This is a genomic window from Herminiimonas contaminans (assembly GCF_015645465.1).
GTDB lineage: Bacteria > Pseudomonadota > Gammaproteobacteria > Burkholderiales > Burkholderiaceae_D > Oxalicibacterium > Oxalicibacterium contaminans.
In genome coordinates, this window is the sequence record NZ_JADOEL010000005.1 from 139,900 (window position 1) to 153,077 (window position 13,178).

Below are 13,178 nucleotides of genomic sequence, written 5' to 3' on the forward strand. Positions count from 1 at the left end.
GTACCGAAATCAGCACTGCAAACTGAATACACAATAAAAAAAGCCCTGTCTCGGACAGGGCTTTGGGAGCTAACTGGCTAGCTATCCATGCAGGATAGCAAGTCATGATCAGTCTACGGTCGCGCCGCTTTCTTTCACGACTTTCGCCCATTTCACTGACTCTTCTTTTACGAAGGCAGCGAAGTTTTCCGGGGTGTCGCCGACATAGTCAGAGCCGGTATCTGCCAGGATTTTTTGGAATGCTGGCTCTTTCATGATTTTTTGTGTTTCAGCATTGATCTTGTTCACGATCGCTTTTGGTGTACCTGCTGGCGCGAAGAAACCGTACCAGGCGTAGGAAACCACTGCCGGCACGCCGGATTCAGCGAAAGTAGGTACGTCAGGCAATTGTGGCGAACGGTGTGCACCGGACACTGCAATTGCTTTTACCTTGCCACTCTTAATGTGCGGCATGATCGCGATCATACTGTCGAACATCACAGGAATGTGACCGCCCAACAGATCGGAAATTGCTGGCGCCGAACCTTTGTAAGGAACGTGCGTCATTTCCAGTTTGGTGACGCTTTTGAACAATTCACCAGTCATGTGCTGTGGTGTGCCCGAACCAGCGGAAGCGTAGGAGAACTGACCTTTTTGCGCCTTGATGTATGCCATCAATTCTTTCAAATTGTTGGCAGGTACGGCAGGGTTGGCAACCAGGACCAGCGGCACGCGCAGCAGGTTGGTGATAGGTACCAGATCCTTGCTCGGATCAAAGGTCATTTTCTTGTACAGGCTAGGATTGATCACGATAGGCGCGCTGGATGTGATCAGCAGGGTGTTACCGTCTGCTGGTGCACGTGCCACTGCTGCACTACCGATGTTGCCGCCGCCACCGCCGCGGTTATCGATCACGAATGGATGGCCGAGGTCTTCGGTCAAACGTTTAGCGACTGGACGCGCTGCGATATCAGATGGACCGCCTGGTGGCCAAGGCACCACGACCGTTACCGTTGAATTTGGCCAGCTTTGGGCCAGGGCGTTGGCAGAAAAACTCGCTGCTGCTGCGAATGCGCACAGGAGTAATTTGCTGCCGCGGGATAGTTGTCTCATCATTCAATCCTTATAAAAAGTAAATCACGCTCCAGGGATTGCGGCCTCAAGGCATGCCAAAAAGAACACAAAACCAGAATCGCTAAGGGCAAAGGCGACGGATATTACGCCTAGGTGGGGAAGGATACCTCATTCGGTATCCTCATAACGATTTTTACGCAGCGCATATGCAACTGACATGCCGACGTTTATCGCTGCAAATCCTTACTACAGGCTTACAAGGCCTCATCTGCATAGTCAGAGCCGAGTGGCCCTACCCGCAGGATATAGCCTGCGTCACGGATGATATTTCCTGCACTCTCGAGAAACAAATTCGCGTGGCTGCCGGGTGCGTAGATGCAGCGCAGCTCAATTGCAAAATCCAGCCCCTGCTCAACCAGTTCCTGCAACGCCGGATACGCGACAAAAATTTCGCCACTTTCTATATAGCGCAGACAGGTATTCAGCTTGGTTTGTAACAGCTGTAAATGCAGGTCGTCCCAAACCAGGTCGTCGATGATAGCCAAAGTGCAGACTGCGCCCGCCTGATCCAGGCTGACGCTATCTATCAGTTCGGTTTGTTCTACGGTCATGCGCGCAGTCCGGCGGGCACTGTAGATTCAGCGCTTGATCAGTTGCTTTTCGAAAGCAATATCGGACTTGGTCTGGCGGCGCGGCTTCTGCGGACCGTAGGCTTTGACGAAGATGACGAATTCATCTAGCGGCAAACGTTCGCTGACGATGACCGGCTTATCACCGGCGTTATCGACCAGATAAAACAACTCCTCAGAAGTACGCACCATTGCATAGTGTTCATTCCCGCTACGTTCTTTCAGTCGCTCAACGGCGGCGGTGGCTTTGGTTGATCTCATACTTTCCTCGGCTTAGGGTACAGGCGACTTAGCGCAAACGCGCGGTCAGCATCCAGTAATGTTCAAAATAATGAACACGCATATCTTTCAGCAAAGGGCCCAGGCGTTTGCGCAAGGTGCTGCTGGTGTAGTAATTCTTCAGGACTTCGTAACGCTCACCATTTGGTGCCGCATGGATCTGGTAGGTATTGCCTTCCAGGTCGGTACGCGCGATCACGGTTTTCTCGGTATCGACCTGCGAATTGTCGACCAGCACCAGCAAGCCGTCCGCACCTATGATCTTGCGGATGCGACCTATCACTTCCACCTGATCCTGGCGGCGCACATGCGACCACCAGAAACCGGCGAAGCAGGCAGTGAACTCACCTTCAACCTTGGGATCGAGCGCGTCAGCAACTGCAAACTGCACGATATCTTCCGGCAACTCACGGGTTTTGGCTTGCTCCAGCAAACCCGGATTGATGTCGGTTGCCAGCACCGATGCCGCGTATTCCGCCAGCTCATCGGTCCAGTAGCCATCGCCGCACGCCAGTTCCAGCACATGCTGGTCTGTCATCAGGTTGCGCAGATTGTCCATGATGTCGTCCAGCGCATCTGCGCCGTCCGGGTTTTCGATATCCTCTTCATCGAAGTTATCGCGGACCGCGTAGTACTCGGCCATATCGGTGTTTACCGGTTTAATCATGCTGCTTCTGCTTCCAGTTCAAAATAGTGAATACTCATTCAAAGTTCATACATGTCTTTTTCGCCGTTCAAGACCTGCTCGACCAGCTTGCGGTTGAGGGTAGGCGTCAGCAACTCGATGAACGTAAATACATAGCTGCGCAAGTATGCGCCCTGCTTCAGCGCCACGCGTGACACATTGGTACCGAACAAATGTCCGGCCGGAATCGCACGCAGGTTCTTGTCGCGCTCCGGATCGAAAGCCATACCGGCGATGATGCCTATACCCATGCCCAGTTCGACATAGGTTTTAATCACATCCGCATCGATCGCTTCCAGCAACACATCCGGCTTCAGGTTACGCAGACTGAACGCATGGTCTATCTTGTTGCGTCCGGCAAACGCGCTGTCATATGTAATCAGCGGGTAAGCGGTTAATTCTTCCAGCGTGATCGACTTGGACTTGAGCAAGGGATGGTCTACCGGCACCACCACCTGATGCTCCCATTGATAGCACGGCAAGGAGATCAGGCCATCTATGCTGGCGATCGATTCGGTGGCGATTGCCAGGTCAGCCTGGTCCATCAGCACCATATCGGCGACCTGCTTCGGGTTGCCTTGCAGCAATGACAAGCGCACCTTGGGGAATTTCTGTGTAAACGCCTGTACTACCTTAGGCAGCGAATAGCGCGCCTGGGTATGCGTGGTGGCGATCGTAAAGCTGCCGCTGTCATGTGCGGCGAATTCATTGCCTATGCGTTTGAGGCCGTCAATTTCCTGCATGATCAGCTCAACCGACTTCAAAACTGCCCGTCCCGGCTCGGTCAGGCCGCGGATACGCTTGCCGTGGCGCGAGAAAATATCGACGCCCAGCTCTTCTTCCAACTCAATAATTGCCTTGGAGACACCTGGTTGAGAGGTAAACAGTGCCTTGGCAGCCTCGGTCAAATTAAAGTTCTGCCGCACCGCTTCCCGGACGAAGCGAAGTTGATGAAGATTCATGTCTTCCCCTCATGTTTTCAACTGAATACACGCATTTGCGCGTTCCAGTCATTTTTCATTATTGCTTATGCCAAAAAAGCATATAAGCAAATAATTAGTAAGTAGTTTGGAATAAGGCTCAAGTTTATTACTATTCGCCCTACTTTGCGCGAGGTCTTATGTCGGTTACTTATATTGTTTCAGGTTTTGCTGTCGGTTTACTGGTCGGTCTGACCGGTGTCGGCGGCGGCTCCCTGATGACACCGCTCCTTACCCTGCTGTTTGGCGTCTCGCCAACGGTAGCGGTCGGGACCGACCTCGCCTTCGCTTCGACCACCAAGATCGCAGGCACTTTTGCCCACCGTTACAAGGGCAATGTGCACTGGGATATCGTCAAGCAACTCTGCCTGGGCGCACTGCCTGCAGCGGTGCTGACTACCCTCGTATTGAAGTACCTCGGCGGCCTCGACAAGGAAATCGGCCAGGTCATACGCTACTCGATCGCCGGCTCCGTCATGCTGACCGTGATCGCGCTGATTTTCCGTACCCGCCTGCAAAACTGGATGAGCGCTCATCCCAACCGTCAATTCCACGGCAAAAAACTGGTCATAGCGACCATAGTTTCGGGTGCAATTCTCGGTACATTGGTTACAATCTCGTCTATTGGTGCAGGAGCAATCGGCGCCACCATACTGGTTCTGCTTTATCCACGCCTGACACCGGCCGAAATTGCCGGTACCGACATAGCCTATGCAGTGCCTTTGACCGCAATTGCGGCGCTCGGCCACTGGTGGCTCGGATCGATCCATTGGGAATTACTGGCCATGCTGTTGCTGGGCTCCGTGCCGGGCATCACCCTCGGATCGCTGGCGTCACGAGCCATACCGGAAAAAGTATTGCGCGTTCTGTTGGCTACCACGCTGACGACCGTTGCCTTCAAGTTAGTTTACTAAGGAATTGAGATGTATCGCTACGATCAATACGACCATCAAATCGTTAAAGAACGCATCGCGCAATACCGCGATCAAGTCCGTCGTCGCTTGTCCGACGAACTGGCAGAGGATGAATTCCGTATCCTGCGCCTGCAAAACGGCCTCTACCTGCAACGCCACGCCTACATGCTGCGCATCGCCGTACCGTACGGCCTGCTGTCGTCGGCGCAGATGCGCATGTTCGGCCATATCGCCCGCAAGTACGACCGCGGCTATGGTCACTTCACGACCCGTCAAAACATCCAGTTCAACTGGATCAACCTGGAACAGACTCCAGACATCCTGACTGAACTGGCTTCGGTCGAGATGCACGCGATCCAGACTTCCGGTAACTGCATCCGCAACACCACTTCGGACGAACTGGCTGGCGTCGCCGCCGACGAAATCGTCGATCCGCGTCCGTATGCTGAAATCATCCGCGAATGGAGCACCTTCCATCCGGAATTCGCTTACCTGCCACGTAAATTCAAGATCGCCATCAATGGCGCAGTCGAAGACCGTGCGGCAACTGCCGTGCATGACATCGGCCTGCACGTGATCAAGAACGAACAAGGCGAAGTCGGCTTCCGCGTTATGGTAGGCGGTGGCATGGGCCGTACTCCTATCCTCGGCAGCGTGATCTGCGAATTCCTGCCATGGCGTCACGTCATGACCTATCTGGAAGCAATCCTGCGTGTCTACAACCAATACGGCCGTCGCGACAATATTTATAAAGCGCGTATCAAGATCCTGGTTAAAGCAATCGGTATCGATGAATATCGTCGCCAGGTCGAAGCAGAATGGCAAGACATCAAGGACGGTCCGGGCACCCTGACTGAAGAAGAGCTGCAACGCGTTTCCGCATTCTTCACCATGCCTGCTTACGACACCCTGCCAGCAACAGATGCAGCGTTTGAACAGCACAAGGCAGAAAACAAAGCCTTCAACAGCTGGCTCAGCCGCAACGTCAAGGCACACAAAGTAAGTGGCTATGCCGCAGTCGTGCTGTCGTTGAAGAAAACCGGCGTACCGCCGGGCGACGCAACTGCCGAACAACTGGACTTCATGGCGGAGCTGGCTGATCGCTACAGCTTTGGCGAACTGCGCGTTACGCATGAACAAAACGTCGTATTGTCCGACGTCAAGATTGCCGATCTCTACGCAGTATGGGAAGCGGCTAAATCGCACGGCCTCGCTACACCTAACATCGGCTTGCTGACCGACATCATCTGCTGCCCTGGCGGCGACTTTTGCTCGCTGGCCAATGCCAAATCGATTCCTATCGCGGAAGCGATAGCTGAGCGTTTCGACAGCCTCGACTTCCAGCATGACATCGGCGATATCGAACTCAACATCTCCGGCTGTATCAATGCCTGCGGTCACCATCACGTCGGCAACATCGGCATTCTGGGTGTCGATAAAGACGGCGCTGAGTGGTACCAGGTATCTATCGGCGGTGCACAAGGCAATACCAGCTCGATCGGCAAAATCATCGGCCCATCGTTCTCGGCACATCAAATGCCGACCGTGATCGAACGCCTGCTCGAAGTCTATGTCCGCGACCGTATCGAAGATGAACGCTTCATCGATACCACACGCCGTATCGGCGTCACGCCATTCAAGGAACATGTGTACGCAACACCGATCAAGGTAGCGCACGCCGCAGGAGAAGATGCATATGCTTAACATCATCAAAGACAAAGCCGTAGTCGGCACCGACGACTGGAACCTGCTGCGCCTGGCAGAAGGTGAAACTGCTGAAACCGTTGTGGTCCCAGCCGGTAAAGTCATCGTCCCGCTGACCGTCTGGCAGGCACAGGCTGCTACCCTGAAAGCACGCAACGATGTCGGCGTCTGGCTCGCCAGCGACGAACGTCCGGAAGCATTGAAAGACGACACCGCCACCCTGCAAATGATCGCAGTCGACTTCCCTAAATTTGGTGACGGTCGTGGTTACTCGATCGCTTACAACCTGCGCATGCGCTTCGACTACACCGGCGAACTGCGTGCAGTCGGCGATGTATTGCGCGATCAATTGTTCTACATGCAGCGCGTCGGCTTCAACTCGTTTGCAGTGCGCGCTGACCGTGACGTCAACGATGCATTGAAAGGCTTGAGTGACTTCTCCGAAAGCTATCAGCAATCGTGGGACAAAAAGACACCTTTGTTCCGTCGTGTAGATCGTCAGGCTGCGGCACCAAAATGAATGATGCAGATTTCGCCGCGCTGGTAGCGGCCACCAAGGAAATACTGCAGCGCGTAGCGGATCAATTCGCACCTGCAGTCTTCGCTTCCAGCTTGGCGGCGGAAGATATGGTGCTGACCGACATGATCCTGCGCGACAAACTGCCTATCAGCATTTTTACGCTGGAAACCGGCCGCCTGCATGCAGAAACGCTGAGCGTGCTGGACCGCATCAAGGAAACCTACGGTTACGACGTCGAGCTGTATCGCCCGCAACCGGAAGCGGTGGAAGCGTACGTCCAGCAAAACGGCCTCAACGCTTTCTATGAAAGCGTCGACATGCGTAAAGAATGCTGCCGTATCCGCAAGGTGGAACCTCTGAACCGCGCGCTGGCAGGCAAGCACTCGTGGGTGACCGGCCAGCGTCGTGCGCAATCGACCACCCGCGCCGCACTCGATGTGCAGGAACAGGACGATGCGCATGCAATGACCAAATTCAATCCGCTCGCGGATTGGTCGGAAGAGGATGTCTGGCACTACATACGCAGCAACCATGTGCCATACAACCCGCTGCACGACAAAGGTTATCCATCCATCGGTTGCGAACCCTGCACCCGTGCCATCCAGCCAGGCGAAGACGTACGCGCCGGACGCTGGTGGTGGGAAAACCCGGAATCCAAGGAATGCGGCCTGCACGTCGTAGACGGCAAGCTGATCAGAATCAAACCCGTAGCAACTAACGCCTGAGATCCTATGAACACAGTAGTCGACAAATTATTCCTCGATAGCGCCAGCAACAAGCACCTGGACTGGCTGGAATCGGAAGCCATCCACATCATGCGTGAAGTGGCAGCTGAATGCGCCAACCCGGCATTGCTGTTTTCCGGCGGCAAGGACTCGGTCGTGATGTTGCGCCTGGCGGAAAAAGCGTTCCGTCCTGGCAAATTCCCGTTCCCGCTGGTGCACATCGACACCGGTCACAACTTCGACGAAGTGATCTCCTTCCGCGACAAGCGCGCGGCTGAACTGGGCGAACGCCTGATCGTTGGTTCGGTCGAAGACTCGATCAAACGCGGCACCGTGCGCCTGCGCAATCCTTTGACCGACTCGCGCAATGCAGCACAAGCTGTGACCTTGCTGGAAACCATCGCTGAACACAAATTCGACGCCTGCATAGGCGGTGCCCGCCGTGATGAAGAAAAAGCACGCGCCAAGGAACGTATCTTTTCCTTCCGCGATGAATTCGGCCAATGGAATCCCAAGGCACAACGTCCTGAACTCTGGGACCTGTACAACACCCGCGTCCACCCGGGCGAAAACATGCGCGTGTTCCCGATCTCGAACTGGACCGAACTCGACGTCTGGCAATACATCGCCCGCGAAAAACTCGAACTGCCGTCGATCTACTTTGCGCATCAGCGTGAAGTAATTCCGCGCAATGGCTTGCTGGTACCACTGACACCATTGACCCCGGCCAAGGAAGGCGAAACCGTCGAAACCCAGACCGTACGTTTCCGTACCGTCGGCGACATCTCCTGCACCTGCCCGGTCTCGTCGGATGCCGATAGCGTTGAAGCGATCATTGCAGAAACAGCTGTCACCCAAATCACCGAGCGCGGCGCGACCCGCATGGACGATCAGACGTCCGAAGCATCGATGGAAAAACGTAAAAAAGAAGGATATTTCTAATGAACGCTGTAGTTGCAGATCAATTGTCGGGCAAGAATGCCGCTAACCCATCGGCTGAACGCGGCCTGCTGCGCTTCATTACCGCTGGTTCCGTCGACGACGGCAAAAGCACACTGATCGGTCGCCTGCTGTTCGACAGCAAAGGCATCTTCGCTGATCAGCTGGATGCGATGTCGCGTGCCAAGCACAAACGCACCGTCGGCGACACCATCGACTTGTCCTTGCTGACCGATGGCCTGGAAGCAGAACGTGAACAAGGTATCACCATCGACGTAGCATATCGCTACTTCGCTACGCCTAAACGCAAATTCATCATCGCCGACACCCCGGGCCACGAGCAATACACCCGCAACATGGTGACTGGTGCGTCGACTGCAGACGCCGTCATCATCCTGATCGACGTCTCCAAGGTCAAACTGGGCGACGACGGCAGCGTGAAATTGCTGATCCAGACCAAACGCCATTCGACCATCGCACACTTGCTGCAAATCGAACACGTCATTGTGGCTGTCAACAAAATGGATCTGGTCAACTATGACCAGACCGTCTACGACCGCATCGTGGCAGCCTACTCGGAATTCGCCAAAACACTGGGCCTGAAAGACATCCGCCCTATCCCGCTGTCCGCCCTCACTGGTGACAACGTGGTTGAAAGCGCAGGCAATATGCCGTGGTATCAGGGTCCTACCCTGATCGAATTGCTGGAATCGCTTAGTGTCTACGATGAATCGCACGACGAACCATTCCGCTTCCCGGTACAACTGGTCGCGCGTCACAACGGCCATGAAGCCGATGACTTCCGTGGTTATATGGGCCGTATCGAAGCCGGTAAAGTCAGCAAGGGTGACAAGCTGGTGATCCAGCCTAGCGGCCAGACTGCCACCGTCAAAGATATCCAGACCCTCGATGGTTCGCTGGAACAGGCAGTGGTCGGTCAATCGATCACCCTGCTGCTGGAAGAGTATGTCGACATTTCGCGTGGCGACATGTTGTCCGCTGCAAACCGTCCGGCTGAATTGCTCAAGACCGTGACTGCAGACCTGTGCTGGCTGTCGGAAGAAGCGCTGGATACCCGTCGCAAATACTGGCTCAAGCACACCACCCGTCAAGTGGCTGCACGTGTAACCAAGATTGATACCCTGCTCGACATCAATACCCAGGAAAAACGTCCTGCTGATGAAGTCAAACTCAACGGTATCGCACGCGTCACGCTGAATGTTGCGCAACCACTGGCCGCAGATGCCTATGATGAAATCCGTTCCACCGGTTCCTTCATCCTGATTGACGAAGTCACGCATCAAACCGTGGCTGCCGGCATGATCCGTCTGGCTTAAGAGGCGCTAGCCAGAAACACTGCAGCATGACTGAAACGAAAAAAGCGTACGGCAAAGTCTATCTGATCGGTGCCGGGCCCGGTGCCGTCGATCTGATCACCGTACGCGGTGCGCGCATCCTGGCGCAAGCCGATGTCGTGCTGCACGACGCACTGGTCACACCAGAAATGCTGGAGCTGTGTCCGCAGGCAGAGAAAATCTCTGTCGGCAAACGCAGCGGCCAGCGCTCTACCGCGCAACTCGCGATCAATCAACTGCTGGTCGATTGCGCTGCCAAATACAAACTGGTGGTACGCCTGAAAGGCGGCGATCCGATGTTGTTCGGACGCGCCGATGAAGAACTGCATGCGCTCGAAGCGCACGGCATAGAAATCGAAATCATACCGGGCATCACCACCGCTTTCGCTGCTGCCGCAGCGGCCCAGCTACCGCTGACCAAACGCGGCATCGCACGCAGCATTGCCTTTTTTACTTCCGCCACAGCACCGAATCAACCGGACCAGCTCACACTGCCGGATTGCGACACGCTGATCCAGTACATGGGCGGCCGTGAAGCCATGGTCACCGCACAAAAACTATTGGAACAAGGTCGATCCCCCGACCTGCCCGTCGTCATCGTGGAAAACTGCAGTCTGGCGAATCAAAAGATAGTGCGCATGAACTTGCGCGAACTGGAACGCGGTTTGCTGGATACGCAGGGACCGGTGCTGGTGATGATAGGTGCAGCGCTCGCCGCACGTGATTGAGTAGAGTCAACCCAACGTGGCCACGCAATAACTGGCCATCGCCTTCAGTACCTGTTCATTTTCCCCGACTGCTTCAACGATCTTGAAACTGACGGCAGGATGTTGTTGCTTCAATTCGTCTACGATGCGCGGCAAATCCGCCCGCACATGACCGCCCTGCCCAAGGAAGACCGGGACGACCGTCACATCTGTCACGCCAGCCTGTACCAACTCAGCAGTCAGCTCAGGTAAACGCGGCGTCATCAATTCCAGGAAAGCCAGCTTTACCACTGACTCGGGCGATTGCGCCTGCACCAGCGCCTGCAAGCGCTGGAACGGTTCGGCCCAGCGCGGATCGCGCGCACCATGCGCAAACAGGATCAGCGCACGCGTCTTCATCAGTGACGCTCAACCCACAGCAAGGCACCCACTGCCACCGTCAGGAATAACAAACTCGGCAGGATGGCCGTCGCAAATGGCGGCCAGGTATTGAGCAAACCCAGATGCGAGAACAGGCTGTTAATCAACTGGAAGCTGACACCTATCATGATGCCGGTAAAAATCTTCAGGCTGACGCCACCGGAGCGGAAATGCAGATAAGCAAACGGCAAGGCCAGCGCCATCATGACGAACACGGCGAATGGATAAACGATTTTCTTCCACAACGCGATTTCATAACGCACGGTATCGCGATTGTTTTCCGACAGGTATTGCGTGTAATTCACCAGTGCGATGGCGGACATGGTGGCCGGATCGGTAAAGCCTACCGACAGGATCTCCGGTGTCATTTCGGACACCAGCGATTTGCTGGCAAACTTGCTGGTCGAAATCGCGGTGGTGATATCGGTTGCGGTGACCGCACCCTGTAATTTGGTTTCGCCGAATGCTGCTTCGGTACCGTCATGCAAAGTCCAGGTATTGCCACCGGCGTAATCTGCCGAGCCTGCCGTGATCAATGCGGTCAGGTGGAAATTGCGATTGAACTCGTAAATCTTCAGGTTCACCAGCTTGCCATCGGACTTCAGTTCACGCACGTTGACGAAACGCGAGCCTACGACTTCACCGTCCTGGCCATTGGTACGAATCACATCCTTGGTCCACAGGCCGGAACGGAATTCCTGCGCCAGCGCACCGCCCTGGCTGGTGACGCGTATCTTCTCCGCCATATTCGACGTGATAGGCACGACAAATTCACCGAACACAAAGGTAATCAGTGCGAACACCACGCCGATCTTGAACAGAATCATGCCCACCATCGCAGTCGACATGCTGGATGCGCGCATGATGGTGAATTCCGACCGTGCCGCGAATTGCGACAGCGCCCAGATCGTACCGATCAGGGCAGCAATCGGCATCAGCTCATACACATAGCCTGGCATTTCCATCACGACGTACAGGAAAGCATGCTGGATCTTGTAGCCGCCATGACCGACCGACTTCAGCTCGCCGACCATATCGAAGAAGGCAAACAAGGCGAGGAAGGCGATCAGCACGAACAGGACTGAACGGCCGATTTCCAGTGAAAAATATTTTTGCAGGATCTTCATGCCGCCTTCCGTCCCAGGCAAGTGCGCTTGAGCGCCGACCAGGCCACCAATGGGTGATAACGGCTATTCACTTTCAGGCGCCACGCAAAAAAAACTGCGAGCACGATCAGCGCCACCAGATGCACCGGCCACCAGGCCAGCAACAGGGTCGAACGGTTTTGCACCACGGTCGCCTGTGCGTAACTCAGCATATTGCTATAGAAGACAAACAGGAACAGCGCGATCAGCAAGTTGGCCGAACGGCCACCACGCGGATTGACGAAGCCGAGCGGGATCGCCAGCAGCATCAGCAGGATGCCCATCAAAGGCAGCGAGATACGCCATAACAATTCGCCGTCGTTGAAGTTATTCCGCTGGCTCAGGAGCTCACGGGTCGAAGTCGCACGCGCCGAGGTATCGCCAACCAGCGCTTTCGATTGGCTGGCAACCAGCACGCCGTAACGATCAAACTCCATCAACTCAAAATCGGATTGGGTCGGCACACCGTCATAGCGGCGTCCCTGATGCATGACGAGGAATTTATCGCCAGATGGATCTATCTCTACCGTGCCCTCTTTCGCCACCACCACGCTGGTCTTGCCGTTGCGCATGCTGCTGACGAAAATATTCTTCACCTTGGTCGAATCACCGGACACACCTTCAACGAAGAAGACGCGGTCGGACGACGAAGACTCCTGGAATTTACCCGGCGAGACGCGGGCGATATCTTCACGGTTCGCATAGCGCTCTTTATATACAGCGCTTTGCTGATTGGACCAGGGCGTCAGGAAAAAGCTGAGTACTGCCGTAAGTGTCACGATAGGCAGGCCAAACATCAGGACCGGCCGTATCCATTTGGCCAAGCTGAGGCCGGACGCGAACCAGACCACCATCTCGGAATCCTGGTAACTACGCGTTACCACCAGCAACACGGCGACAAAGCCGGTCAGGTTCAACAGGATGGGCAGGTAATTGAGTGCGGAAAAACCGAGCAACGCGACCACATCAGCGGACGCGATCTTGCCACCCGCAGCCTGCCCCAGAATACGAATCAAGGTGACCGTGATCGTAATAGTAAAAAGGGTAGTGAAGACGGCGCCAGCGGTACTTAGCAAATCGCGTCGGAGCGCGCGCTGAAAAATCATTGGGAGGCTATAATCGT

General features: G+C 55.1%; 15 protein-coding genes. 7 read left to right on the top strand and 8 right to left on the bottom strand.

Going from position 1 to position 13,178, the window contains the following annotated elements:
* Nucleotides 1–108: 108 nt before the first annotated feature.
* From IXC47_RS08770 to IXC47_RS08790, 5 genes are all read right to left on the bottom strand, one after another.
* Nucleotides 109–1,092, bottom strand: a complete 984-nt coding sequence (locus IXC47_RS08770) for a Bug family tripartite tricarboxylate transporter substrate binding protein (RefSeq protein WP_124575318.1) — start codon at nt 1,090–1,092, stop codon at nt 109–111.
* 215 nt (nt 1,093–1,307) lie between these two features.
* Complete coding sequence (locus IXC47_RS08775; protein ID WP_195875336.1) at nt 1,308–1,664, bottom strand: DUF6572 domain-containing protein; 357 nt, start codon at nt 1,662–1,664, stop codon at nt 1,308–1,310.
* 27 nt (nt 1,665–1,691) lie between these two features.
* On the bottom strand, nt 1,692–1,943 hold the full coding sequence (locus IXC47_RS08780) for a hypothetical protein (protein WP_175626405.1): 252 nt from the start codon (nt 1,941–1,943) through the stop codon (nt 1,692–1,694).
* Nucleotides 1,944–1,971: 28 nt separating this feature from the next.
* A complete protein-coding gene (locus tag IXC47_RS08785) occupies nt 1,972–2,628 on the bottom strand; it encodes a class I SAM-dependent methyltransferase (protein WP_175626404.1) in 657 nt (218 codons plus the stop codon).
* A 38-nt stretch (nt 2,629–2,666) separates the two neighbouring features.
* Nucleotides 2,667–3,608, bottom strand: coding sequence for a CysB family HTH-type transcriptional regulator (locus IXC47_RS08790; RefSeq protein ID WP_175626403.1), 942 nt, complete (start codon nt 3,606–3,608; stop codon nt 2,667–2,669).
* Nucleotides 3,609–3,766: 158 nt separating this feature from the next.
* Here IXC47_RS08790 and IXC47_RS08795 point away from each other — a divergent pair, with 158 nt between their 5' ends.
* From IXC47_RS08795 to cobA, 7 genes are read left to right on the top strand one after another with little or no spacing between them, the layout of a single operon-like run.
* Nucleotides 3,767–4,540, top strand: a complete 774-nt coding sequence (locus IXC47_RS08795; RefSeq protein ID WP_124575322.1) for a sulfite exporter TauE/SafE family protein — start codon at nt 3,767–3,769, stop codon at nt 4,538–4,540.
* A gap of 9 nt (nt 4,541–4,549) precedes the next feature.
* On the top strand, nt 4,550–6,244 hold the full coding sequence (locus IXC47_RS08800) for a nitrite/sulfite reductase (protein ID WP_175626402.1): 1,695 nt from the start codon (nt 4,550–4,552) through the stop codon (nt 6,242–6,244).
* On the top strand, nt 6,237–6,764 hold the full coding sequence (locus IXC47_RS08805) for a DUF934 domain-containing protein (RefSeq protein WP_175626401.1): 528 nt from the start codon (nt 6,237–6,239) through the stop codon (nt 6,762–6,764). Before IXC47_RS08800 ends, IXC47_RS08805 begins: the two co-directional genes overlap by 8 nt.
* Nucleotides 6,761–7,489, top strand: a complete 729-nt coding sequence (locus tag IXC47_RS08810; protein ID WP_195875337.1) for a phosphoadenylyl-sulfate reductase — start codon at nt 6,761–6,763, stop codon at nt 7,487–7,489. Before IXC47_RS08805 ends, IXC47_RS08810 begins: the two co-directional genes overlap by 4 nt.
* A 6-nt stretch (nt 7,490–7,495) precedes the next feature.
* Nucleotides 7,496–8,431, top strand: coding sequence for a sulfate adenylyltransferase subunit CysD (gene cysD, locus IXC47_RS08815; protein ID WP_124575326.1), 936 nt, complete (start codon nt 7,496–7,498; stop codon nt 8,429–8,431).
* Nucleotides 8,431–9,765, top strand: coding sequence for a sulfate adenylyltransferase subunit 1 (locus tag IXC47_RS08820; protein WP_195875338.1), 1,335 nt, complete (start codon nt 8,431–8,433; stop codon nt 9,763–9,765). The genes cysD and IXC47_RS08820 overlap by 1 nt, the downstream gene beginning before the upstream one ends.
* 26 nt (nt 9,766–9,791) lie before the next feature.
* Nucleotides 9,792–10,511, top strand: coding sequence for a uroporphyrinogen-III C-methyltransferase (gene cobA, locus IXC47_RS08825; RefSeq protein ID WP_195875339.1), 720 nt, complete (start codon nt 9,792–9,794; stop codon nt 10,509–10,511).
* A 6-nt stretch (nt 10,512–10,517) separates the two neighbouring features.
* Here cobA and IXC47_RS08830 read toward each other — a convergent pair whose 3' ends face one another.
* The 3 genes from IXC47_RS08830 to lptF are packed head-to-tail and all read right to left on the bottom strand — an operon-like array spanning nt 10,518 to nt 13,161.
* Nucleotides 10,518–10,889, bottom strand: coding sequence for a sirohydrochlorin chelatase (locus IXC47_RS08830; RefSeq protein ID WP_195875340.1), 372 nt, complete (start codon nt 10,887–10,889; stop codon nt 10,518–10,520).
* Nucleotides 10,889–12,037: an LPS export ABC transporter permease LptG gene (gene lptG, locus IXC47_RS08835; protein WP_195875341.1), complete on the bottom strand. Its 1,149-nt coding sequence runs from the start codon at nt 12,035–12,037 to the stop codon at nt 10,889–10,891. The genes IXC47_RS08830 and lptG overlap by 1 nt, the downstream gene beginning before the upstream one ends.
* A complete protein-coding gene (gene lptF, locus IXC47_RS08840) occupies nt 12,034–13,161 on the bottom strand; it encodes an LPS export ABC transporter permease LptF (RefSeq protein WP_195875342.1) in 1,128 nt (375 codons plus the stop codon). The genes lptG and lptF overlap by 4 nt, the downstream gene beginning before the upstream one ends.
* Between the last annotated feature and the right edge of the window lie 17 nt (nt 13,162–13,178).